The organism is uncultured Roseibium sp., assembly GCF_947499295.1.
In the GTDB taxonomy this organism is placed as follows: Bacteria; Pseudomonadota; Alphaproteobacteria; order Rhizobiales; family Stappiaceae; genus Roseibium.
In genome coordinates, this window is sequence record NZ_CANMNP010000015.1 from 52,570 (window position 1) to 75,005 (window position 22,436).

At 54.6% G+C, this 22,436-nt stretch carries 22 protein-coding genes; 13 read left to right on the forward strand and 9 right to left on the reverse strand.

Features of this window, described 5'->3' with window-relative positions; genetic code table 11:
* Positions 1–77: 77 nt before the first annotated feature.
* The 6 genes from Q0835_RS21000 to Q0835_RS21025 all read right to left on the reverse strand — a co-directional run bounded on the left by Q0835_RS21000 (position 78) and on the right by Q0835_RS21025 (position 5,873).
* Entirely contained in the window at positions 78–1,385 is a 1,308-nt protein-coding gene (locus Q0835_RS21000; RefSeq protein WP_298816435.1) for a TRAP transporter large permease subunit, read from the reverse strand.
* On the reverse strand, positions 1,385–1,891 hold the full coding sequence (locus Q0835_RS21005) for a TRAP transporter small permease (RefSeq protein ID WP_298816437.1): 507 nt from the start codon (positions 1,889–1,891) through the stop codon (positions 1,385–1,387). The genes Q0835_RS21000 and Q0835_RS21005 overlap by 1 nt, the downstream gene beginning before the upstream one ends.
* Before the next feature lie 57 nt (positions 1,892–1,948).
* Positions 1,949–2,962 (reverse strand): TRAP transporter substrate-binding protein DctP, encoded by a 1,014-nt coding sequence (dctP, locus tag Q0835_RS21010; RefSeq protein ID WP_152501935.1) that lies wholly within the window; start codon positions 2,960–2,962, stop codon positions 1,949–1,951.
* Between the two features lie 84 nt (positions 2,963–3,046).
* The gene (gene leuD, locus Q0835_RS21015) at positions 3,047–3,670 is read right to left on the reverse strand and encodes a 3-isopropylmalate dehydratase small subunit (protein ID WP_298964059.1); all 624 of its coding nucleotides are present in this window, start codon (positions 3,668–3,670) and stop codon (positions 3,047–3,049) included.
* A complete protein-coding gene (gene leuC / locus Q0835_RS21020) occupies positions 3,667–5,073 on the reverse strand; it encodes a 3-isopropylmalate dehydratase large subunit (protein ID WP_298964060.1) in 1,407 nt (468 codons plus the stop codon). The genes leuD and leuC overlap by 4 nt, the downstream gene beginning before the upstream one ends.
* The gene (locus tag Q0835_RS21025; RefSeq protein ID WP_298964061.1) at positions 5,070–5,873 is read right to left on the reverse strand and encodes a GntR family transcriptional regulator; all 804 of its coding nucleotides are present in this window, start codon (positions 5,871–5,873) and stop codon (positions 5,070–5,072) included. The genes leuC and Q0835_RS21025 overlap by 4 nt, the downstream gene beginning before the upstream one ends.
* 145 nt (positions 5,874–6,018) lie before the next feature.
* Between Q0835_RS21025 and Q0835_RS21030 the strand changes: the two genes are divergently transcribed.
* Genes Q0835_RS21030 through Q0835_RS21055 form a run of 6 tightly spaced genes read left to right on the forward strand, consistent with a single transcriptional unit; the run spans position 6,019 to position 13,182 of the window.
* Positions 6,019–6,585, forward strand: a complete 567-nt coding sequence (locus Q0835_RS21030; protein ID WP_298964062.1) for a tautomerase family protein — start codon at positions 6,019–6,021, stop codon at positions 6,583–6,585.
* Positions 6,582–8,276, forward strand: a complete 1,695-nt coding sequence (locus tag Q0835_RS21035) for a hydantoinase B/oxoprolinase family protein (RefSeq protein WP_298964063.1) — start codon at positions 6,582–6,584, stop codon at positions 8,274–8,276. Before Q0835_RS21030 ends, Q0835_RS21035 begins: the two co-directional genes overlap by 4 nt.
* Positions 8,273–10,336, forward strand: coding sequence for a hydantoinase/oxoprolinase family protein (locus Q0835_RS21040; protein ID WP_298964064.1), 2,064 nt, complete (start codon positions 8,273–8,275; stop codon positions 10,334–10,336). The genes Q0835_RS21035 and Q0835_RS21040 overlap by 4 nt, the downstream gene beginning before the upstream one ends.
* A complete protein-coding gene (locus tag Q0835_RS21045; protein WP_298964065.1) occupies positions 10,333–10,953 on the forward strand; it encodes an isochorismatase family cysteine hydrolase in 621 nt (206 codons plus the stop codon). Before Q0835_RS21040 ends, Q0835_RS21045 begins: the two co-directional genes overlap by 4 nt.
* Positions 10,950–11,816: an isocitrate lyase/phosphoenolpyruvate mutase family protein gene (locus Q0835_RS21050; protein WP_298816454.1), complete on the forward strand. Its 867-nt coding sequence runs from the start codon at positions 10,950–10,952 to the stop codon at positions 11,814–11,816. Before Q0835_RS21045 ends, Q0835_RS21050 begins: the two co-directional genes overlap by 4 nt.
* Entirely contained in the window at positions 11,806–13,182 is a 1,377-nt protein-coding gene (locus Q0835_RS21055; RefSeq protein WP_298964179.1) for an FAD-dependent oxidoreductase, read from the forward strand. The genes Q0835_RS21050 and Q0835_RS21055 overlap by 11 nt, the downstream gene beginning before the upstream one ends.
* Here Q0835_RS21055 and Q0835_RS21060 read toward each other — a convergent pair.
* Both Q0835_RS21060 and Q0835_RS21065 read right to left on the reverse strand, forming a co-directional pair.
* Entirely contained in the window at positions 13,162–14,643 is a 1,482-nt protein-coding gene (locus tag Q0835_RS21060) for an aldo/keto reductase (protein WP_298964066.1), read from the reverse strand. The two genes, Q0835_RS21055 and Q0835_RS21060, sit on opposite strands and share 21 nt — an antisense overlap.
* A gap of 10 nt (positions 14,644–14,653) precedes the next feature.
* On the reverse strand, positions 14,654–15,304 hold the full coding sequence (locus Q0835_RS21065) for a GntR family transcriptional regulator (RefSeq protein ID WP_298964067.1): 651 nt from the start codon (positions 15,302–15,304) through the stop codon (positions 14,654–14,656).
* A gap of 114 nt (positions 15,305–15,418) precedes the next feature.
* On the opposite strand from Q0835_RS21065, the gene Q0835_RS21070 reads away from it, so the two are divergent.
* From Q0835_RS21070 to Q0835_RS21100, 7 genes are read left to right on the forward strand one after another with little or no spacing between them, the layout of a single operon-like run.
* Complete coding sequence (locus tag Q0835_RS21070; protein WP_298964068.1) at positions 15,419–15,826, forward strand: TIGR04076 family protein; 408 nt, start codon at positions 15,419–15,421, stop codon at positions 15,824–15,826.
* The gene (locus tag Q0835_RS21075; protein ID WP_298964069.1) at positions 15,823–16,905 is read left to right on the forward strand and encodes an aldo/keto reductase; all 1,083 of its coding nucleotides are present in this window, start codon (positions 15,823–15,825) and stop codon (positions 16,903–16,905) included. The genes Q0835_RS21070 and Q0835_RS21075 overlap by 4 nt, the downstream gene beginning before the upstream one ends.
* Positions 16,898–17,671, forward strand: a complete 774-nt coding sequence (locus tag Q0835_RS21080; RefSeq protein WP_298816464.1) for an ABC transporter ATP-binding protein — start codon at positions 16,898–16,900, stop codon at positions 17,669–17,671. The genes Q0835_RS21075 and Q0835_RS21080 overlap by 8 nt, the downstream gene beginning before the upstream one ends.
* Complete coding sequence (locus Q0835_RS21085; protein ID WP_298964070.1) at positions 17,664–18,392, forward strand: ABC transporter ATP-binding protein; 729 nt, start codon at positions 17,664–17,666, stop codon at positions 18,390–18,392. The genes Q0835_RS21080 and Q0835_RS21085 overlap by 8 nt, the downstream gene beginning before the upstream one ends.
* Positions 18,389–19,303, forward strand: a complete 915-nt coding sequence (locus Q0835_RS21090) for a branched-chain amino acid ABC transporter permease (RefSeq protein WP_298964071.1) — start codon at positions 18,389–18,391, stop codon at positions 19,301–19,303. Before Q0835_RS21085 ends, Q0835_RS21090 begins: the two co-directional genes overlap by 4 nt.
* Positions 19,300–20,277: a branched-chain amino acid ABC transporter permease gene (locus Q0835_RS21095; protein ID WP_298964072.1), complete on the forward strand. Its 978-nt coding sequence runs from the start codon at positions 19,300–19,302 to the stop codon at positions 20,275–20,277. The genes Q0835_RS21090 and Q0835_RS21095 overlap by 4 nt, the downstream gene beginning before the upstream one ends.
* The gene (locus tag Q0835_RS21100) at positions 20,274–21,530 is read left to right on the forward strand and encodes an ABC transporter substrate-binding protein (RefSeq protein WP_298964073.1); all 1,257 of its coding nucleotides are present in this window, start codon (positions 20,274–20,276) and stop codon (positions 21,528–21,530) included. The genes Q0835_RS21095 and Q0835_RS21100 overlap by 4 nt, the downstream gene beginning before the upstream one ends.
* 164 nt (positions 21,531–21,694) lie before the next feature.
* Here the strand turns inward: Q0835_RS21100 and Q0835_RS21105 are convergent, their stop codons facing one another.
* Positions 21,695–22,435 (reverse strand): amino acid ABC transporter ATP-binding protein, encoded by a 741-nt coding sequence (locus tag Q0835_RS21105; protein WP_298964074.1) that lies wholly within the window; start codon positions 22,433–22,435, stop codon positions 21,695–21,697.
* Position 22,436 lies beyond the last annotated feature (1 nt).

Sequence of the window (22,436 nt, forward strand, 5' to 3'; positions counted from 1 at the left end):
CTTTGGAAACTGAAAGCCTCGCTCCATAAATAGATCAGCTGGCTCTGCTATCAAAACCAGACTTCGTTGGTGCACTTCTAGAGGCCGGGAAGCCAAAGTGCGAGCTCGGGAAACGCGACGAGAAGAACCACGAGCAAAAGTGAGCAACCGATAAACGGGAAGGCGGATGTATAAATCGTGCGCATGGTCGTTCCAGGCGGCGCAACACCTTTCATGACAAACAGCAATAGCCCGAAGGGAGGTGTCGTAAAGCTGATCTCAAGCGCCAGCAACATGATCAGGCCAAACCATATCGGATCAAAGCCAAGGTTCATGGCCAGAGGAAAGAAGATCGGGACAGTCAAAAGCATGATGGAAATCTGTTCCATGAACATGCCCAGTAGCAGCAACACAGCAAACATGACCATCAGCATGGCAATCGGTGCCAACTCAAAGGAAATTGCCCAATTCACCAGACCGCGCGATGCTCCGGAAAAAGCAAGAAGCTGGCTGAATGTCGCAGACCCGAAAACGATAAGGTAAGCCATCAGCGTGACCTTCAAGGCACCCGTAACGGACTTACGCATCGCGTCCCATGTGAGGCACCTGAACACTGCGGCAAGGATGATCACACCGAGAGCGCCGAAGGCAGCCGCTTCGGAAGGGGTCACGAACCCGTTGATCATCAAGATGATGATGATGACCATAACGCCCACCATCGGGACGACTTCGCGCAGCAGCAGGGTGACCTTGCTTATGAAAGACAAGGGTTCAACGTCGTACGCGGGGGCTGCATTCGGATCCAGTCGCGTTTGAAGCCAGATCGTCCCGATATAGAAAACCGCCAGAATCAAACCAGGAATGACCCCGGCGATCAGCAATGCCCCGACATCAATTTGCGCCAGCGTGGCCAGCAGGACAGCGAGTGCGGAGGGCGGGATGATAATTGCAAGTCCACCGGTGCCAAGGATCGGACCGATGCTCATGTGAGGCTTGTATCCGCGCCTGTTCATCTCCGGCACCATGAGTGAGCCGAGCAGAGCAGTGGAGCCCATCGATGATCCCGACAATGTCGAGAAAGCTGTCCCTCCCAGGACTGTGACATAGCTTAGCCGGCCGGACAGGCGGCCCAGCAACCTGTCGATCGCATTGAACATCCGCCCGCCAAGACCTGTATGAAAAAAGATCTCTCCCATCAGCAGAAACAAAGGAATTGGAACGAGGGCAAACTTCGTCAGCGAGCCGAGGCCATTGTTGAGCAGCTGTCCAATACCGCGTTCACCACCCATGAATACCCACGCGCCAATGATGTTCGCAGCAAGAAACGCCAACGCTACTGGCATACCCATGGCCATGAGAAATACGATTACCCCAATCAACAGGGCCAGTGCTTCGTACCATTCCATTATTCGTGGATCCCCGCTTCGCCGGTGTGCATGAGATCAGAGCCTGTGACAAAGCGGGAAAATTCAATTGCCATAAGTCCGAAGCTTACTGGGAATGCGACTGTCAGCAGCCAGCGTGGATAGTAGTAGGCACGGGTGTCGTAGTCGCCGCGTTCAATGTTTTTCAAAAACAGTTCCAGCCCTTTCCAGGCAAGAATAACGCAAACAACCACACAGGCGAACGCGACCAGACGGCTGACGATACGACGGGCATTCTCAGGCAAGATGGAAGTCACGAGTTCAATGTGAACATGCCCCTTTTCACGCACCAGCCAGGGTGCACCGAGCATGGTCATATAGAGCAGCCCATATTCGGAAGACGTGAAAAGCCAGGCGAATGGTTGAAGGCCAAGGTTGCGCATGAGAACCGAAATCACGACCGATACCATCAGCCAAACAAGCGTCGCTCCGGCGACAAATGCCATGGCATCGATCAACAACCTGTAGGACCTGAAAAAACCGCTCATAAACAATACCTGGATGCCAGATGATCAGGCCCGCTGGGAAGCGGGCCTGTGGTTCACTTATTTGGCTGAATTCAGATCGTAGAATAGTTCGATCAGCCGGTCATAGTTTCCGGTGCCACCAGGCTGTTCAGCCATGAGACCCTTCATCCGCTCCCAGGTCTTTTCGCGCGCGGCGGCGAGATAGTTGGCTTTGGCTTCTCCTTCCAGGGAGATGGCTGTCATGCCCGCAGCGTCGAGCGCAGCAAAGTCTTCGTCGCGTTTGGCACGAAGGGCTTCAACGCTATCCTTTTCGTGCTGGATGGCGACGTCCTGAAGGATCTTCTTTGACTCGTCGGAAAGGGAGTTCCACTTCTCAAGATTGACGATGACGCCAAGGTCTGTGGAGAAGAAGCAAGGCTCGATGCGATAGTTCAAGAATTCATTCCATTTCAGATCGATGAGACCGATCTGGGTCCACCCGGTCGCATCGACAACGCCGCGTTGAAGGGCGGAATAGACTTCACCAGTTGGCAGATCGATAACCTGAGCGCCAAGGTAGTTGGTAAAGAACGCATTGTAGACGTTGTTGCCGCGAAGCTTCAGGCCTTCAACCTCAAGGTTGCCGTCCTTGTCAAAGGTTGGTTCGTCGCGTGTCCAAAGATTGTAGCAGACCCCGCTGTCGAACCAGCCCAGATACTTGAGTCCCATCTTTTCCTGGTGGATCTGATCGATAAGCTCAATACCGCCGTTTTCACGGGTCTCGACTGCGGTCAGGTTGGACGCGACCATGGCATCTTTTTCGGGAAGTGCGCCGCCATAAAACGAACCAGGCGTATAGACCATGTCGACAATGCCGTCGCGAACCGCGTCAGGCTGCTGGAACATACCGATGGCCTCTGGGCCCCCACGGACTTCAATTTGCACCACACCCTTTCCGGCTTCGTTCACTTTGTCGACGAAGGACAGGAAGCTTTTGGTGTAGATCAACGTTTCTGGAAATGCGTGTACTGCCGTGATTTTGTCTTCCGCCAGTGCTGAGGCAGAGAACAGAGCCGAGCCGGCGACAAGACCGGCAAGTATTAGTCTTTTCATAGTCTCACTCCACTTTAGGGGCGGCTTTATGCCTTATCCCTCTGGTTCTCGGGCAATGCCCTGATGCTTAAGATTCTGGTTGGATCAAGATCGTTGTCGATTTGCCGCGGGAAGGGCCCATGGCGCCGATTGCTCCAGATTTTTCTTGTGGTTTTTGATGTCTTCACCGTGCTGCATGGTCAGATCGATGTCATCCCAGCCATTGATCAGTTTTGTCCGCCATGTCGGGTCGAGTTCAAAAGCTATTGAGCAATCACCAATGCTGATGTGATTTTTCTCCAGACAAATCTGTGCGAGCATTGAAGTATCATCCAGTAAGCTGAGTAAGGTGATGTGGTCTTCTGGAGATATTTGCGCGGGAAGCATCCCGTTGTTGATTGCATTGCTGGAGAATATGTCACCAAAACTCGGGGCTAGTACCGCCCTGATGCCGGCATCAACCAAGGCGTAAACCGCAGCCTCGCGGGAGGATCCGCTGCCAAAATTGCGTCCGGTGACAAGTATGCTGGCGTTTCGAAAACGGTTCAGCGGGAAGTGCTTGTGTTCGTTCCCATCGGCATCCCGGCGAAGATCATGCAGCAGGAACTTTCCATAGCCCTCATCGCGAGGCGTTGACATGAACCTGGATGGGATCAACTGGTCCGTATCCACATTGTGAGCTGGCAAAGCAATCGCGTGGCCTTCATGTTGTGTCCACCCAAAAGTCATGCCAACCGCCCTTTCAAAAGTGGTCGAACGTCGGTGATTTCTCCTGTTACCGCTGCGGCGGCCACCATTGCAGGCGACATCAGGTGTGTCAGTGAACCTGGTCCCTGACGGCCTCGAAAATTGCGATTGGTGGACGAGGCACACCTTTTGCCAGGTTGGACAAGGTCTCCGTTCATACCGACACACATCGAACATCCAGGTGAAGCCCATTCAAGCCCGGCGTCGATGAAAACCTTGTCCAGGCCTTCCTGTTCCGCTTGTGTTTTGACCTGTGCTGATCCTGGAGAAACGAGCCCCGGGACCTTGGCTTTTCGACCTGCGAGGACAGCAGCGGCAACGCGCAGATCCTCAATTCGTCCATTGGTGCAAGAGCCAACAAATACCTGATCAATCGGCGTGCCTTCGATCGGGCGGCCTGCGGGCAGTTTCATGTATTCAAGCGCATCCTCGACCGACCTTGCCTTGCCGTTAACAAGTAACTTCGGATCCGGTATTGCCGCGGTCACCGGAATAGCCTGCTCGGGGCTGGTGCCCCAGGTGACCGTTGGTGCTATGTCACTGCCGTTCAACCGAACTTCTTGGTCAAAACGGGCGTCGTCATCGGTGCGGAGCCCGGTCCAGGCTTCCACGGCAGCTTCCCATTGTGAACCTGTCGGGGCGAAAGGCCGTCCTTTCAAGTAGTCGAATGTTGTCCGGTCTGGTGCGATCAAACCAAAGCGCGCGCCCCCTTCAATGGAGAGGTTGCACAAGGTCATGCGGCCTTCCATCGTCAGATTTCGGATGGCGCTGCCGCCATATTCGATCGCGTGACCACGTGCTCCGTCGGCACCAAGAGCAGCAATCCAGTTCAGAGCTATGTCTTTTGCGCTGACACCTGGACCGAGCTGACCATCAATCCATATGCGCATGACAGCCGGTTTCTTTTGCCAGATCGTTTGCGTTGCAAGCACGTGGGCGACTTCGGTGGCGCCGATGCCGAAGGCAAGTGCACCGAATGCTCCATGCGTGGACGTATGGCTATCTCCGCAATTGATCAGAAGGCCAGGCAGTGTCAGACCCTGTTCAGGCCCAACAACGTGCACGATGCCTTGACGCGGATCATCAAGGTCGAACAGTTTCAAATGGTGTTTGCTTGCGTTTTTCCTCAGAGTCTCAATCATGTAGCGGATCTGAGGGTTCGAAATCCGTTCGCGATGACGTGTAGGCGCATAGTGATCTACAACAGCAAATGTCAGATCCGGTTCGGCGACGGCAATCTCGCGATCCGCAAGCTTGCCAAAGGCATGATGAGATCCTTCGTGAACCAGGTGACGGTCGACCCACAGGAGCGAAGCACCGTCATCTCGCAGCACGATTTCATGCGCGGCCCAAAGCTTGTCGAGAAGCGTGCGCCCAGATGTCATGGCTGCTCACCGGAAGGTTTGCCGATTGCCGGCTCCCAATGGCGCGCACTTTCCTCTCCGACACGCGTGAGAGGCATTTCAAGCCGAAACATATCAGGGCGATAAAGACCTGAAAGAAATTCAACTCCATTGTCATTTACATCGCGCACGACGCGTCGAAGCGAAAGCAAAGCAGACCCAACTGCTATGCCCAGCGCTTCGGCGACTTCAGGCCCGGCCAAAGTTGCGGAAACAGATTGGTGTGCATCCTTGATATGGACACCGCTTAGCTCAAGAAGTTTGAAGAGGGGCGTTGTTGCGAGATCGTTTTCAGAATAGTTGCTTGCAATTGCGGCCGGTACATAGGTAGTCAGGTGTGAGAAGGGTATTTCATCAGCGCTCCGCACACGAGTTGCAATTTGAACCTGTTCCTTCGGATCCAGTCTGAGAGCAGTGGCAACGAATTCTGGTGCGGCGCCATACGAAAAAGACAACAAACGCGCCGTTGTAGATTGTCCCATTTCGACGAGCTGGGGCATCAACGTTGCCAGGTTCATGGCCATCGGTTTTCCCGATTTGCCGGATGTGCTGACCGTCGTTCCGCTACCAGCGCGCCGGACGATCAGTTCGGCTGCGGCCAATGCATCAAGTGCTCTTCGAATTGTTACCCGTGAAACGGCATAAATCTGGGCTAGCTTTTGCTCAGGGGGCAGGTTTTCGCCATCTTCAAGGCGGCCGTCCGCGATTTGATCGCGCAGCGACAAATAGACCTGACGCGCTTTGGCTCCGTCGGGAAGCAGCGATTTTTCAGGTTTGTTCACGCCCTAAAGTCCTCCTTGCAACGCATTTAATGTGACAGCTGGTTTTAAAAAGATCAAGCTTCTGTACGTTCGGAGAGAAATTTTCTGTATTAACAAGAGAAAAAAATCTGTATTATAGATAGTACAAATTAGTTGCGGAGGCAGTATGCCAATTGTCGAGCTGCATGTCCTGGAAGGTTACGGTCCTGACGAAAAGCGTCGGTTGCACGAGGCATTGACCGACGCTGTTCGGCTCGTTGTTCCAGCCAATCCCGATGCCATCACCGTTATGATCCACGAATTGACCCCTGCGAACTATTCACGTGGCGGCAAACATCGAAAGGGTGCGCCTGCACTTGGTGATGCGGGGGAGATAGTGAGAGCGTTCCTTCAAGCAATGGAAGCCCGTGAAATTGAAACCGCCAGGGCGTTTCTGGCAGAACAATTTGCCATGTATTTCCCTGGTGCTCAGCCGATGTTTGACCTTGAAGCGCTGATAGAGTGGGCAAAGCAACGCTACCGTTTTGTCAAAAAAACTTATCTGGGCTTCGATGTAATGCAGAGTTCCGGACCTGAAGTCCTGGTCTATTGCCACGGGACGCTCTCTGGGGAATGGCTCGGCGGAACGTCGTTTGAAAGCATTCGTTTTATTGATCGGTTCGAGCTGGTGGATGGCAAAATCTACCGCCAGGACGTTTGGAATGACATTGCTGAAGTGAAGGCAGGTTTATGAGTGAGATTGACCCCATCACCTTGTCGGTTCTGGCTGGGCGCATGGAACAGATTGCTGACGAAATGGACGCAACGCTGTTCAGAGCGGCTTTCAACCCGATTATTGCCGAGGCACATGATGCAAGTCATGGCCTCTACCATTCCGTCACTGGCGACACATTGGTTCAAGGAAAGTCGGGTTTGCCGATTTTTGTTGGTGTGATGTCCTTCGCAGTCAAGGCGGTCATCGAAAAAGCGGCCGATGAGGGGGACTTGCAGGACGGGGACATTTTCATCTTCAATGATGCGCATATCGGTGGAACACATCTGTCTGATATGCGTCTCGTCCGGCCGTATTTCCGGGACGGTGAGTTGTTTTGTTATCTAGCTTCGGTCGGCCACTGGCATGACGTCGGAGGTGCCGTGCCAGGCAACTACAACCCTGCGGCCACCGAGGTATTTCAAGAAGCCTTCGTGCTTCCTCCGGTTCGGTTTGCTCGTGCTGGTGTCGTCAACCAGGACATCATAGACATCCTTCTTCGCAATACCCGCCTACCTCAATCCGCAATGGGCGATTTGAACGGCCAGCTCAGTGCGCTTGATCTCGGCATTAAACGCATGGATGAACTGATGGAAGAATATGGTGCCGAGACAGTTGGTTCGGCGCTTGATGCCCTGGGTCATCGCGCAGAAGCGCTCATGCGGTCTGAATTGAAGGAGTTACCAAACGGGTGCTGGGAAGCTGAAGACTATCTCGACAATGATGGCATTACGGATGAGCCGCTGGCTATTCGTGTTGCGCTTCAGATCAGCGACGACAGAATGACGCTCGATTTCACTGGTTCAGCGGACAAGTGCGCGGGACCGGTGAACATTGCGTTGCCAACCACTGTTGCGACTGCCTATGTCGCGATCAAGCATATTTTTCCAGAACTGCCGGCAAACGCAGGGGTGATGCGGCCCATCGACGTGATCGTTCCAGAAGGGTCGCTGCTTTCAGCCGAGTTCCCCAGCCCGACGGGTGGATATACCGAAACAATTCTGAGAATGATTGATGTCATTTTCTCGGCCTTTGCAAAGGCTGCGCCGGACCGTGTTGTCGCTAATGCCTATGGCACTATCAATGCCCTGTCGATCGCCGGAAAGAGAAGCAATGGACAGCCTTGGGTCATGTTCAGCTTTTACGGAGGGGGACATGGCGGGTCGCCGGAGGGTGATGGTCTCAATCATGGCAATGCACCAATTTCGACCGCGACCATCCCACCGATGGAAATCCTTGAAGCCGCTTACCCGGTGATGTTTCGAAAGTGGGCACTGCGACCGGACAGCTCCGGGGCTGGCAAACACAGAGGTGGTATGGGGGCTGTCTATGAGATCGAAGTCCTGGAAGAAAACGGCGCAGAGGCTTTCCTGTTTGGCGAAAGGGGACGTTTTGCACCCAAAGGAATAGCCGATGGCCAAGACGCAGCATTGAATAGGTTTTCCTTCGAGCAGGATAAGGTTTGGGACACACCGCCTTTGGCATCCAAGATGCGTGGCATCAAATTGCGCCAGGGCCAGGGCGTTCGCCTGGAAACCCCGGGCGGTGGGGGTTACGGAAATGCCTCGGAGCGCGCTGCGGAAAATGTCGCCCGCGATGTTGCCCGTGGCCTTGTAAATGCAGAAGCAGCCGACCGCGTCTACGGAGTTGCCTGGCGGGAGATCTCCCTATGAGTGCACGCATGATAGGCGTCGATGTTGGCGGGACCTTTACAGACGTTTTCGTCTTGAACGAAACGGATGGCAGTGCATCTGTCGCCAAGGTGCCGACAACGCGTCCGGATCAGTCTGGTGGTTTTCTTGACGGTATCGCCCGTCAGGTTACAGACCTTGCCGGGATATCTGTCGTGGTTCACGGTACAACGGCAGGGACAAATGCCTTGCTCGAGCGCAAGGGCGCAACGACTGGGGTCATATGTACCGAAGGTCTCCGGGATGTTCTGGAAATGCGTCGCCGAGACCGACCCCGTACCTGGGGTTTGCGTGGAGATTTCGAACCTGTTGTGGATCGGCGCAACCGATTGGAAGTGCCGGAAAGGACGCTGGCCGACGGTTCAATTCGCACATCGGTTGATCTTGATGCGGTCAGAGCCGCTGCGAAGCAACTGAAGGAACAGGGGTGTGAAGCGGTTGCCATCCTGTTTGCCAATGCATATGCAAATCCGCAAAATGAAACCGCCGCAGTCAACGCCGTTCGCGAAATCTGGCCGAACCCGCATGTCTCGGCATCTTCGGAAATTCTACCCGAGATCCGCGAGTTCGAGCGGTTTTCAACGACTGCCTTGAATGCCTATCTTCAGCCCGAAGTTTCCGGGTATCTGGATCGCCTGGAGAGTGCGCTCAAGTCCGGTGGTTTCGACGGCGAATTCATGATTGTGCAATCCAATGGCGGGGTCATGGCGGTGGATACAGCTTGCCGTCTGCCGGTGCGCACCGCTCTGTCGGGTCCTGCTGCAGGAGTGATCGCGGCTGGCTACATTGCGTCTTCAGCCGGGTTTGACAATGTGATCACGGGAGATATGGGCGGAACCAGTTTCGATGTGTCCCTGATCTCACAAGGCCAATCAATGCTGTCACCGCAAACCGCCATTGATTTCGGGATGGTGGTCCGCACTCCGATGATCGAAATTACGACCATCGGCGCAGGTGGGGGGTCGATTGCCTGGGTCGATAAGGGAGGGTTGCTCAATATCGGGCCGGAAAGCGCAGGCTCTGACCCTGGACCGGTCGCCTATGGCTTGGGAAACACGCGGCCAACGGTAACGGATGCTAACGTCGTTCTTGGGCGGATCGACCCTCAAAATCCAATTGGCGGCAAGCTTGCCAGGCTTGATGTAGACGCGGCGGAAAAGGCCATCGACAAACATGTCGGAAAGCCGCTTGGCCTTGACCCACTCGCGGCTGCCGAAGCCATTCTTCGCGTCGCCAATTCGCGCATGGCGGGCGCCATCCGGTTGGTGAGCATCGAACGGGGTTTTGATCCGAAACACTTCGCATTTATGCCATTTGGCGGTGGCGGGGCGTTGCATGCAGGAGCAATGCTCGCCGATGTCGGGATCGCCAAAGCCATTGTGCCCCGGTATCCGGGGGTGACGTCGGCCATGGGGTGCGTCATTGCGGATATGCGCCAGGACTTTGTTCAGACAATTAACTCCCTGGTTTCAGCGCTGGACAAGGATGCGCTCGGCCAGTTCATGCAGGCGCATTCCGATCGCGGACTGGCAATGCTTGAAGCAGCACGCACCAAATTCGAGGCCCGAGAATTCAACTTTGAGCTGGATATGGCTTATGTCGGCCAAACACACACGGTCTCTGTGCCGCTGGACGTTCAAGTCAAAAACGGGGTAATCACGCCGCCAACGCGGCTTGAAATTGAGTCAGCTTTCGATCGCGCTTATGCAGCCACTTTCGGAAGATTGTTGAAGAACGGTATTCGCCGGATTCTCAACCTGCGCAGCTCAATCACAGGCAAGCGCCCCAAGTTCGACCTGAAAACGCTTGCTCCGCCAGCTGAAGGGACCGTTTCTCCCAAAAGCAGCCGGCAAGTTCACTTTGACGACGCGTGGCATGATACGCAGATTTACGACCGACTTGCGCTTCCCGTTGGTGCCGTGGTCCATGGACCAGCCATTTTGGAGCAGCCCGACACAACAGTTTTGGTTGAGCCAAACCTTCAGGCCCGCGTCGATGCATTTGGAAACACCATTATCGAACCTACGGAGTCCCAATCGTGAATGAGCCGACAAACTGGGATCCGGTCAGAACGGCAATCCTGACGATTGATCTGCAGAACGACTTTCTTCATCCGGAAGGCGCTTATGGTCGTGCCGGTCAACGAGCGGACGCCATCGCCGCGCTTCCGGCGCGTATTGCCCCACTGGTCAAAGCATTGCGCGCGCGTGGAGGGCACTATATCTCGGCGCAGTTCACTCTTGTGCCTGATGCGCACGGCGAACCGCTCATCGCGCCTCACTTGAAGAAACTGCGTCCTTTCCTCGGCAAAGCAGATTTTGCGCCGGGCAGTTTTGGCAACACCTTAGTAGACGAGCTCTTCCCAGCGGATTTCGTCGTGGAGAAGGTGGCTTACTCGGCATTTTATCAAACCAGGCTTGAGTACATCATGCGAGCTGTCGGTATCGATAACCTTATTGTCGGCGGTATTGTTACCAACGGAGGCGTTGCTTCGACTTTGCGAGATGCGCATTTGCGCAATATCGACACGGTTCTTCTGACCGATGGAAGTGCGGCATTCAAGGATGACGTACACCAGGCAACGCTCTTGTCGCTTGAAACTGTCACGAGTCAGATGAGCTGCAAAGATGCGTTGGCTTGGTTGGAGGCATTGTCATGAGCCTCAAAACCCGACTGCAGCAAAGCAATATCCTCGTCGCTCCCGGCGTCTATGACGGTCTCACGGCTTCCCTGGCGGCCGCCGCAGGCTTTGAAGCGCTTTATTTGAGCGGTGCTGCTGTTTCCTATACCCGTCTCGGTCGACCGGACATCGGTCTGACGGCAGTCACTGAAATGGCTGACACCATGGCGTTGATCGCCGACCGGACGGAATTGCCGGTGATCATCGATGCGGACACCGGGTTTGGGAATGCGTTGAATGCGCAACGCACCATGCGCCTTTATGAGCGTGCCGGGGCGTCCGCGCTGCAGGTAGAGGACCAGACATACCCGAAACGGTGTGGCCACTTGGCAGACAAATCCCTGATACCGGCGGATGAGATGGCGGGTAAGGTGAGGGCGATGGCGGATGCCCGCAGCTCTCAAGAGACGCTCATAATTGCGCGTACCGATGCAATTGCAGTTGAGGGTTTCCAGGCGGCGATCGATCGCGCTGAAGAGTACCTTGAGTCCGGTGCGGATGTGCTCTTCATCGAGGCTCCGCAATCACAGGAACAGCTGACGGAAATCGCACGGATTTTTGCTGGTCGCGTTCCCTTGCTTGCCAACATGGTAGAAGGCGGAGCAACGCCGATCACCGGAGCTGACGATCTGGAAGCGAAAGGCTATTCGATCGTGATTTTTCCGGGGGGTATCGTACGCGCGATTGGCCGGACGGCAGTTGAGTACTATGAAAGTCTTCGACAAAACGGCAGCAACCGGCCCTTTGCGGACAGGATGTTCGATTTCAACGGGTTGAATGACGTGATCGGCACGGCTGACATGCTTGCAAAGGGTGTGGCCTATGACCGAAATGACAGTTGATGTCACCGCAGCGCCTGACGTCCTCGACCTTACCTGCGAGACCTTGATTGTCGGTGCTGGTGCAGGTGGATTGATCGCTGCTCTCGCAGCACATGAAACCGGACAATCGGTTTTGGTTGTCGAAGCCGACGTTGTACCCAGCGGTTCAACGGCGCTTTCCGCAGGTCTCGTTCCAGCCGCTGGTACCAAGGCACAAGCGTCCGAAGGGATAGACGATGATGCAGGGCTTTTTGCGTCCGACATTCAAACCAAGGCGAAACATCAGAATGAGCAGCAATTGGTTGAGCTGCTCACACAAAACGCAGGGCCCGCTATCGACTGGCTGAGTGAAAAATATCATTTACCGTTTTCAGTCATAACCAACTTTGATTATCCCGGACACAGCCGTCGCCGCATGCACGGGTTGCCGACACGATCCGGAGCAGAATTGATCGACGCTTTGAGGTCAACCTGCGAAGACAGCGAAATCGATATTATCTGCGAGCGCCGGGCAACGCGTCTTTTCTATGAAAACGGAAAGATTCAAGGCATTGCGGTCACACGTCCCGATGGCGGGACAGAAACAATCGGCTGCGAAAAGCTGATCCTTGCGTGCAATGGTTTCGGCGGAAATCGGGACCTGGTTCAACGGTTTCTGCCAGATATTGAGAGCGGACTCTGGTTCGGCCATGACGGAAACCGTGGGGAAGCGCTCCTTTGGGGGCAGGCAATCGGCGCTGAGCTAAACCACCTGGGAGCTTATCAGGGGCACGGCAATGTTGCCCACCCGCATGGCATTTTGATCACGTGGGCTGTGATTACCCAGGGCGGGATCCAGGTCAATCGCGGTGGTTCGCGGTTCTGGAATGAGGCGCAAGGCTACTCTGAAGCTGCTCGTGCGGTACTGGCGCAGCCGGAAGGAATTGCCTTCACGATATTTGACGGTCGTATTGCTTCAATTGCCAGGCAGTTTGAAGATTTCAAGCAGGCAGAGGCTGTTGGAGCGATCAAGGTAAGCGAAACGCTGGAAGGACTGGCACAAGATCTTGGTTTGCCCGTTGAGCCGTTTTTGCAAACGATGGCAGCACTTCCTGCAAGTGGGAAGGACGAATTCGATCGTGAATTCGCATCACAAAAACTTTCCGCTCCATTTTGCGGAGTACGGGTCACAGGTGCTTTGTTTCATACACAGGGAGGCCTGCGAACGGATGACGACGCACGTGTATACCGGACCGATGGAACAGTGTTTCCCAACCTTCATGCCTGTGGTGGCGCGGCCTGTGGTGTTTCCGGCCAGTCTGACAGTGGCTACCTTTCTGGAAACGGATTGTTGAGCGCTGTTGTCCTCGGTCGGCTCGCGGGGCAATCAGTCAGACACCGACTTTGAATCGACGAGCACGGCTTCGGCTTCAATTTCGACCCTGTGATCTCCAATAAGACCGGCAACAACGACGAGCGTATTGGCAGGTTTGATATCGGAAAACACACGGCCGTGTGCTTTTGATATGTCGAGGACATCGTCCTCGTCGACGATGTAGATACGGGTGCGGACAACGTCTTTTGCAGACGCCCCCAAGGCTGAAAGAGCAGCAAGGATCTTGTCGAGAATATAGGTTGCTTGAGCTGCCGCATCGCTAGGTGCAACTGCACGAGACAAGCCTGCAACAGCCGTGGTGCCAGAAACCAGAATTCGATCTCCGACCTTGTGCGCGCGGCAATAGCCAGCAATTTCCTCCCAGTCCGACCCGGTTAGAACGCGGATTGCACCGGGCCGGTGGTCAACGGGAGTTGCATCATGTGCCAAGGGCATATCCGCCAAATGATGGCTCAGATCACCTGACGCCGTTAAGAAAGGCGGGCGTCGGTATTCGTCGCCACAATCGCCGGGAACGTTCTGAGTGGTCCTGAATGCCTGATCGAGACGCCTTTGGTCTTCCACGTCCAGCGAGAAGGAAAACAGTTTGGCGTTGTCGGCAATGTGTTCACTTTCGCCAAGTCGGGCACCAACAATTACGCCTGCGACCGCGGGCTGCTCAAGTACCCAACGTGTGGCGACGTTTGCTAATGAAACTTGGTGTTTGCTTGCAACTTCTGCAGCTGCATCAAGAATACGTTGGAAACCGGCCCAGCCCCCGGTGGCGTCGATGAACCGTTTGTATTTCATCTTCGACCAATCCGTCAGATCCCGAGGTTCTTCCTTCCCTAGCCAGCGATCTGACAGGAAACCACCGCACAAGGTGCCGTAAGCCAGGAGCTTTACGTCTGAAGAAGCACAAAGTTCCGAAAGCTGGCCCAGCGCACGGCGATCGACCATCGAGAAGGAAACCTGATTTGTCGCGAGCGGGATGCCGTCAGCCAGAGCAAGTCGCAAATGTGCTGCGTCGAAATTCGTAACGCCGAGGGACCTTATCAAGCCTTCTTCTTTTAACCTGGTCATTTCGTGAAGCGCATCGAGCCATGCGGGGTGTTCGAAACTCCACCAGTGAAACTGCAACAGATCTACACAATCCGTTCCAAGCCGATCAAGCCGTTCCTGAACGCCTGTGCGAACGATTTCCGCGGTCATAGGACCGGGTTCCGGACACCATTTTGTGCAAATCTGCGGTCTGCGAGCGTTCTGGTGGCGGGCGAGCAGGCGGCCCGAAATAATTTCCGCACTGCCGTAGTGATCGGCCATGTCAAATGTCGAAAACCCAGCATTGAAATAGGTCTCAAGGTGGTCGGCAGCTTTTTCCGGATCCAGCAGGTCACCGTTCTTTTCGATATCGGCGACTTGCCACAGCCCGGTCACAAGACGGCTGATTTCCAGCTCATTCGAAATGGCATGGCGCAGCGGCGCAGCAGTCATTGAAATTCCTTTAGTTTTCCGGAAGCAGCAATTTGAAGCTTCGTTCAATATCCAGGGCGAGGGCCTTCTGTGCTGCCTTGCGGTCATTTTTGCGCAGGGCGGCAATGATCTCTTCGTGATGAATGTGTTCCGGTATCTCGTTGGCGGCCTTTTCCTTTACCACCAGGTTCAGGAAGGCTCCGTATTGCAGCCACAGTGCTTCGACCAGCGGCAGGATCACTCTTGACCCGGATTGCCGGTAGAGGCTGAAATGAAAGTCATAGTTTTGCTTTAGATCAGGCATGTCATCTGCTGATCTTGGAGCAACAAGAATGCGTTCAAGCGCGTCGATGGCGTCGTCGTTCAGGCGGTCCATTGCTTCTTCCAGCAAAAGAGCCTCTAGCGCCATGCGTGCCGATTTGAGTTCGCGCATTCTGTCTGCGTCAAAAGGGGGAACCTCCAGGGTCCGGCTTGGCGTATCAACGAGTGCGCCTTCGGCAACCAGGCGGCGGACAGCTTCACGAACCGGCGTCATGGAGGTGCCCAGTTGATCGGCAAGCGTTCTCAGACTCACCGTTTCCCCGGGTGCAAAAGCGCCGCGCGTGAAGGCTTCGTGCAAGGCTTCATAAGCGCTTTCCCTCAGTTTCGATTGATCGATCCGCGCGATTTTGGGTTGGCTCATCCCTGTTCCTTCGACCCTTGACGAGTTTCTTAACTTGACAACTTTGATTTGAGATATGGTATAAAATATCACAGATCACACGCAAGATGCCAAAACAAAAAAGTGAGGGGCGCGGTGACGGACGAAGGCGCCGACAAAAACGAATTGAAGACTGGTGGTGAGGCTGGCTTTTGGCTTTATGACCTGAAAGTCGAAACAGTTCTCGACGGTCGCACACCTGTCTGTCGTCACATTGAAGGCGAGAGTTTCAGCGTTGAGGGGGAGGCGCTCGTATTTTCAGAAGGGCAACACGTTTCCATGTACGCGCTTGCCGCCGTCCTCCCGCTTCTGCCAGCCAAGCAACGTGAAACCGATGCCAACGATTGGATGAGCACCGACGCAGAGGTGGCTTGTCCCGACCCACATTGTGGCGGCCGTTTTCGGATCAGCCGGACAAATAGAAGGTGGTTTAGCCATTCCGGAACCACGGGATTGCCGGATAGCCGCAGCACGCCGTATTGGCAAAAGGACAAGGCCAAATGACGGTCGAAACTGCAGAACTTCGTCCAGGTTACTCTATCTCGCGCGTCATCAAGGGCGGATGGCAACTGGCTGGAGATCATGGACCTGTCGTGACTGCCTCGGCTGTCGCAGACATGGAAGCTTTTCTCGACAACGGCATAACAAGTTTTGACTGCGCAGATATCTATACTGGCGTGGAAGAAATGATTGGGTCTTTCATCGCTGATGTGCGTCGACGCCGAGGGTCGGATGTTGCCGATCTTGTCCATGTGCATACGAAGTTGGTTCCGGATCTAGAAAGACTGGCAAGTCTTGCCCCCCATGAGATCGAAGCAATCGTCGATAGGTCACTCCAGAGACTGCAAATAGAACGGCTGCATTTGGTGCAATTCTATTGGTGGGACAGGAGCCTCGGGTCGCCGGTGCAGGCGATGGAGGTTTTGAAGCATTGCCAGGAAAAGGGCAAGATTGCTCATCTCGGCGTCACCAATTGGGATGTTGAAGAAACCGGCCCTTACCTTGACGCTGGTATCGATATTGTATCGACACAGGTCCAGTATTCCCTGCTTGACCGGCGGCCCTCAGTTGAGCTGTCTCCCTGGTGTGCCGCGCACGATATTAAACTCTTGTGTTACGGAACACTGGCAGGCGGGTTCCTGACCGATCGATGGCTTGGAGAGCCAGATCCCGGCTTCTCATTTGAAAACAGATCCCTGGTCAAATATCGCCTGATTATCGATGAATTTGGATCCTGGTCGACGTTTCAGAAGCTCCTTGGCTTGTTGAAGGACATTGGTGAGCGTCATGACACAACCATCAGCTCGGTGGCCACGCGGTGGGTCCTGCAGCAGCCACAGGTCGCCGCAGCGATCGTTGGTGCCCGATATGCACGGCATTTGCCGCAAACGCTTGAAGTGTTTCGATTCAAATTGGATGACGAGGATCTGAAGAGACTTTCGGAGTTTCTTCTACAAGCGCCAGGTCCGCAAGGCCCGGTATTTGCCCTCGAGCGCGATCGAAACGGAAGGCACGGTCGCATCATGAAATACAATCTCAATCATCGACCGAATGACGCTGTGATGGGTGCCGCAAATGGCTGAAGCAATTTTAAGCCTAGCGGAGATCAGTCGTTCCTTCGGCGACTTCAAGGCAGTTGATAACGTTGCGCTCGAAATTGAGACCGGATCCATCACTGGATTGATTGGTCCGAACGGTGCCGGAAAATCGACACTGTTCAATGTTGTTGCAGGAGAACTGACCCCGACTTCCGGTTCGATCGAGTTGTTCGGGAAGGATGTTACCAGACTGCACCCCGATCAACGTTTTGCGCTCGGCCTTGGGCGAACCTTCCAGATCCCCAGACCTTTCAAACGTATGAGCGTTCTGGAGAACGTCATGCTTGCACCGACAGGGCAGACAGGTGAGACGCTCTGGGGGGCAGTATTCGCCCGCGGACGTATCCAGACGCAAGAGCAACGCATTCGCAAAAAGGCGCTGGAAGTCTTGGACTTTCTGACGCTCAGACACTTGGCTGATCAGCCGGCAGGGAAGATTTCTGGTGGCCAGATGAAACTGCTTGAGCTGGCGCGGGTGCTGATGGGAGACCCGAAATTGATCCTGCTGGATGAGCCTGCAGCAGGTGTCAATCCCGTACTGACCGAAACGCTGATTGAAAAAATCGAAGAGCTGAACCGGGGCGGCAAGACCTTTCTCATCATTGAGCACGACATGGACTTTGTCATGCGCCACTGTGATCCGGTCGTTGCCATGGCCGAAGGAAAGATCGTCTTCAAAGGTACATCTTCCGAGGCGCAGACCAATCCGGTACTTCTCGATGCTTATCTGGGAGCGCCGGTCGATGCCTGAGGCTCTCCTGGATATCACTGCTGTGACCGCAGGTTACGTACCGGATCTGCCGATACTGAGAGAGGTGTCTCTTCTTGCTCACGAGGGCAAGCTGACAGTGATCATTGGACCAAATGGTGCAGGGAAATCGACCCTTATCAAAGCGGTTGCCGGATTGCTGAATGTGGACACCGGACGAATTTGCTTCGAGGGCAGGGACGTTACGGGCTTGTCGCCGGACCAGCTCACACGAAACGGCATCGCCTATGTGCCCCAGACGGACAACGTCTTTCGCACAATGACCATTCAACAAAATCTTGAGCTTGCGTTGTCAGCGCATCGCGACCCATTGGACAGGGTTACAGTTTTGTTCGACCGCTTTCCTGTACTCAAGGACAAAAGGCGCGAAAAGGCGGGATCATTGTCCGGCGGTCAACGTCAATTCCTTGCGGTTGCCATGGCGCTTGCCGTTGAGCCGCGTTTGATCCTTATGGACGAGCCTTCCGCCGGATTGTCTCCCAAGGCTTCAGAAGAAGTGCTGGATCACGTAAAGGGACTTACCCAACGAGGAGTTTCGGTGCTGCTTGTCGAACAGAATGTGAAACAGGCATTGAAACGCGGCGATCATTGTTACGTTCTGGCGGAAGGGCGCAACCAGATAGATGGACCTGCCCAAGATCTTCTTGAAGATCCGGCTCTTGGACGGATCTACCTTGGCGGTGAAAGGAGAGGGGCGGCATGATTCAGCATCTTGTCGACGGCATCCTGGTGGGTTCATTTCTTTCCCTGGGCGCCATTGGCCTGACCATGGTTATGCACATCTTGCGCTTCGCGAACTTTTCGCACGCAGAGTTGCTGTCGATCGGTGCCTATTGTGCGCTTGTCTTCGACAAACTTTTCGAAAGCCTGTCGCCTTTTTTGGCCGCCAAAATCGGCCCACTTTCGATGACAGCGGCGCTGGCCCTGTCGATCCTTGTTTCCATGGCATTGACTGGATTGAGTGCTGTCGTCATTGACCGTCTCGTCTTCAGACGTGTTCGAGAAAAGGGCGGCGAACTCTCCATGGTGTTTGCGTCCTTCGGCATGTCGCTTGTTATTCGAAACGTCATCGGGTTGATCTTCGGACTGTCCAGCGAGCTCTATTCACGTGACATCGCGTTTGCGATGGTGATTTCGCGCGACCCATTGTTGTTGGTGAAACCAGATCAGGTTTTTGTCCTGATCGCGGCGCTGCTCATCATGTTCGCGCTTTATCTGGTTCTGTCGAGAACGAGGTTCGGCTTCGCCTTGCGCGCTATTGCCGAAAACCCGAACCTTGCACAGGTGCACGGTGTGAACCTCAAACGCATGATCGTTGCGGTTTGGCTCATCGGTGGTTCGCTTGGTGCGATCGCGGGTGTATTCTATGGCCTCAGCTATCAAATCACACCCGTGATGGGGCGTGATCTGGTGTTGCCTATTTTCGCCGCGACAATTGTTGGTGGAATTGGCAGTGTTTATGGCGCAGTGCTTGGCGGGTTCATCGTCGGCGTCGCGTCAAACCTGGCGCTCGTTATACTTCCCTCCGGGTACAGCCCCTCAGTTCCGTTCCTGATGATATTGCTTGTACTTCTGATCCGTCCAAATGGTCTTTTTGGGGAGGCGCGCGCGTGATCGGTGTAGTTTCCTATCTTGTTTTTTTCACAACGGTAGCCGCCATTTTGGGCATTGCGGTCATGGGCTTGAATTTGCAGTGGGGCAACACGGGCCTGTTCAACGGCGGGGTCGTCGCGTCTTTCGGAGCAGGCGCATACGCGACGCTTATGCTTGGTGGTCCGCCGCAAGATGGGCATGTCGGAGGATTCGGCCTTGTCTATCCGCTTGCGTTGGCTGGTGGCATGCTTGCTGCTGGCATACTTGCCTGGATTGTCGGCAAGTTGACCTTGCGACTGCGCCACGACTATCTGGCGATTGCGACCTTCGGCGTAGCGGTTGCATTTGAAAACGTGATGCGAAATGCGACCACGATCACCGGTGGGGCGCAGGGCATACGGGGTTTCGAACGCCCTTTGCGGGCGATGCTGGGCGACGGATTTACCTATAATGTGGTGTTCCTGGTGGGCGTGCTTGTCACGCTTGTTCTGGTCTATGTGTTTTTAGAGCGATTGACCGTGTCACCCTTCGGACGAATGTTGCGTGCAATTCGGGAAGATGAAACTGCCGCGAGGTCCCTCGGCAAGGCACCGGACCGTATCCGTCTGATTTCATTTGTGACCGGTTCGGTGATCATCGGGCTTGCAGGAGGGCTCTATGGCACCTTTTACGCTTTTGTCAGTCCGCAGGATGTTCTTCCCATTCTGACTTTCCAAATTTGGGCAATGCTGATCGTGGGTGGTGCGGGAAACACCAAAGGGGCATTGGCCGGAGCGTTCATAATTTGGGGTGCTTGGACATTTTCGGGCTGGGCGTTGTCGCGCTTCGCACCCATCGAGGCACAGCTTTACACCGGATCGATCCAGTTTGTGCTGATCGGCCTGGTTATCGTCGGCATGCTGCTCTGGAGACCACAAGGTCTCTTCCCCGAGCGGCTGGTCGTTTCTCAACCCGGTCAGAACCGGGAAAAGACACAAGCAGAGGGGTTCACATGAAAAAGCTACTAACCTTAGCGGCGTTCGCGGCCGGCATGTCGGGTCTGAGTGTCAGTGCTCATGCACAGGACTGCACAACCAAGGTCGGTGCGGTGCTGCCGACTTCGGTTGATTGGGGACGACCCATTGCCGAAGTGGCACAATTTGCGGTCGACCAGGTCAATGAAGCCGGTGGAGCCGCCGGCTGCAAGATCGAGATGGTGTTGCGCGACACCCAGGTCGACCCGAAAGTCGGCGTGGACGCTGCCAAGGCCCTTGTCGACCTTGAAGGCGTGAATGTTTTGCTTGGCGCCGTTTCCTCCGGCGTTTCCATGCCGATCCTGACGTCTGTGACAGCCCCTGGCGGCGTTATGCAAATGTCCTGTTGCTCCTCCTCCACTGCATTCACCAAGCTCTCGGAAGAAGGCAAGACAAACGGCCTTTGGTTTCGGACCTTTGCAACTACCGCGGTCCAGTCCGCCATGGGGGCGAAGGTTGCTTCCGACAAAGGCTACAAGTCAGTCGCCATTCTTTATAAGAACGATGACTGGGGACAGGATATGGCACGATTGATCGCCGCTGATTTTGCAGCTGCCGGCATCGAAGTCACCGGGTCCGTTGCGATCAACGACGCTCAACCCTCTTATCGGGCTGAAGTTACCGAAGCCCTGGGTGGTTCTCCGGATGCTATTTATCTGGCTCTCTATCCGAACGAAGGTACTTCAGCGGTTCGTGAATGGATTTCGCTCGGCGGAACTCAAAACATGATCCTGGCGAATTCACTGAAATCGGATGAATTCAGGGACAATGTCGGGCTGCAATATCTTGAAAACGCACTTGGAACCGATACCGCATCGCCACGTGTAGCCAGCGCAGATGCTTTCAAGGCTGCTTATGTCGAAAAGTTCGGTTCCGAACCTAATGGGCCTGGCCTTGCAAACAGCTTTGATGCCGCGATGATCGCGCTTCTCGCCATGGAAGCAGCTGGTGCCAATGCATCAGGTGCTGATATTGCCGCAGCTGTGGCAAAGGTCACGGACCCCGATGGCGCACCCATAACGGCTGACGTTGCCGGCGTTACAGCGGCTAAGGAAACGCTTGCAGGCGGTGGAACGGTGAAATACCAGGGTGCAACGGGTGACGTCAGGTTCGATGCAAACGGTGACGTGTCTGCTCCTGCCGTAATCTGGAAGTTTACCGACAGTGGCACCGACGAGGTGGAATACCTCTCTCTTGGCGAAGTAGACGCTTTCATAGCATCGTTGAAAAAATAGAAAACGCGGCAGAACGCCCGGCGGATTGACGCCGGGTATTCTCTGTCCAGGTTTCGCTGGCAATTTCGAACTTGTCTTCCAAAAAAGAACCCGGCCAACAGGCCGGGTTTCAGTTGGCTGCTACAATAAGCAGCTTCCGGTTGGGGAGGAAGATCGCAAGAGAGCTAGTGAGTGAGTACTTGCTCCAGAAACAGTTTCGTTCTCGGATTTGTGGGATTTTCGAAGAATGAAATCGGATCGGCTTCTTCAACAATCTGTCCCGCATCCATGAAGATAACGCGGTCCGCGACACGCTTGGCAAAGCCCATTTCGTGTGTCACGCAGATCATGGTCATGCCCTCTTTTGCAAGAGTTTCCATGACATCCAGAACTTCGCCGATCATTTCGGGATCAAGCGCAGAAGTGGGTTCGTCGAACAAGAGAATGTCCGGCTTCATGCAAAGGGCTCTTGCGATTGCAACACGCTGCTGTTGCCCCCCGGACAATTGACCGGGGTACTTTTGAGCCTGATCCGCTATCCGCACTTTTTCAAGATATTGCATGGCATGTGCTTCTGCCTCAGCCTGACTTTCTTTGCGCGCAAGTACCGGAGCTAGCGTGCAGTTTTCAAGAATGGTCATGTGAGGAAACAGATTGAAATGCTGGAAAACCATGCCGACGTCACGGCGGAGCAATTCAATGTTGTGTGCGTCCGCGTATATCTCGTCGCCATGGATCAGGATCTCTCCCGATTGATGCTCTTCAAGCTGATTGATCGTTCTGATCATTGTCGATTTGCCAGAGCCGGACGGGCCGCAAACAACAATTTTTTCGCCTTTCGTGACCGATAGGTCGATATCTTTCAAGGCATGGAAACTTCCGTAGTATTTGTTCACATGCCGGAGTTCGACTGCAGGCATTTCCATT

Bases quoted from the DNA above. Each gene is read 5' to 3' on its own strand.
- Q0835_RS21000 (WP_298816435.1), bottom strand. From the start codon at position 1,385: ATGGAATGGTACGAAGCACTGGCCCTGTTGATTGGGGTAATCGTATTT.
- Q0835_RS21005 (WP_298816437.1), bottom strand. From the start codon at position 1,891: ATGAGCGGTTTTTTCAGGTCCTACAGGTTGTTGATCGATGCCATGGCA.
- dctP (WP_152501935.1), bottom strand. From the start codon at position 2,962: ATGAAAAGACTAATACTTGCCGGTCTTGTCGCCGGCTCGGCTCTGTTC.
- leuD (WP_298964059.1), bottom strand. From the start codon at position 3,670: ATGACTTTTGGGTGGACACAACATGAAGGCCACGCGATTGCTTTGCCA.
- leuC (WP_298964060.1), bottom strand. From the start codon at position 5,073: ATGACATCTGGGCGCACGCTTCTCGACAAGCTTTGGGCCGCGCATGAA.
- Q0835_RS21030 (WP_298964062.1), top strand. From the start codon at position 6,019: ATGCCAATTGTCGAGCTGCATGTCCTGGAAGGTTACGGTCCTGACGAA.
- Q0835_RS21035 (WP_298964063.1), top strand. From the start codon at position 6,582: ATGAGTGAGATTGACCCCATCACCTTGTCGGTTCTGGCTGGGCGCATG.
- Q0835_RS21040 (WP_298964064.1), top strand. From the start codon at position 8,273: ATGAGTGCACGCATGATAGGCGTCGATGTTGGCGGGACCTTTACAGAC.
- Q0835_RS21050 (WP_298816454.1), top strand. From the start codon at position 10,950: ATGAGCCTCAAAACCCGACTGCAGCAAAGCAATATCCTCGTCGCTCCC.
- Q0835_RS21055 (WP_298964179.1), top strand. From the start codon at position 11,806: ATGACAGTTGATGTCACCGCAGCGCCTGACGTCCTCGACCTTACCTGC.
- Q0835_RS21060 (WP_298964066.1), bottom strand. From the start codon at position 14,643: ATGACTGCTGCGCCGCTGCGCCATGCCATTTCGAATGAGCTGGAAATC.
- Q0835_RS21065 (WP_298964067.1), bottom strand. From the start codon at position 15,304: ATGAGCCAACCCAAAATCGCGCGGATCGATCAATCGAAACTGAGGGAA.
- Q0835_RS21075 (WP_298964069.1), top strand. From the start codon at position 15,823: ATGACGGTCGAAACTGCAGAACTTCGTCCAGGTTACTCTATCTCGCGC.
- Q0835_RS21080 (WP_298816464.1), top strand. From the start codon at position 16,898: ATGGCTGAAGCAATTTTAAGCCTAGCGGAGATCAGTCGTTCCTTCGGC.
- Q0835_RS21085 (WP_298964070.1), top strand. From the start codon at position 17,664: ATGCCTGAGGCTCTCCTGGATATCACTGCTGTGACCGCAGGTTACGTA.
- Q0835_RS21090 (WP_298964071.1), top strand. From the start codon at position 18,389: ATGATTCAGCATCTTGTCGACGGCATCCTGGTGGGTTCATTTCTTTCC.
- Q0835_RS21100 (WP_298964073.1), top strand. From the start codon at position 20,274: ATGAAAAAGCTACTAACCTTAGCGGCGTTCGCGGCCGGCATGTCGGGT.
- Q0835_RS21105 (WP_298964074.1), bottom strand. From the start codon at position 22,435: ATGGAAATGCCTGCAGTCGAACTCCGGCATGTGAACAAATACTACGGA.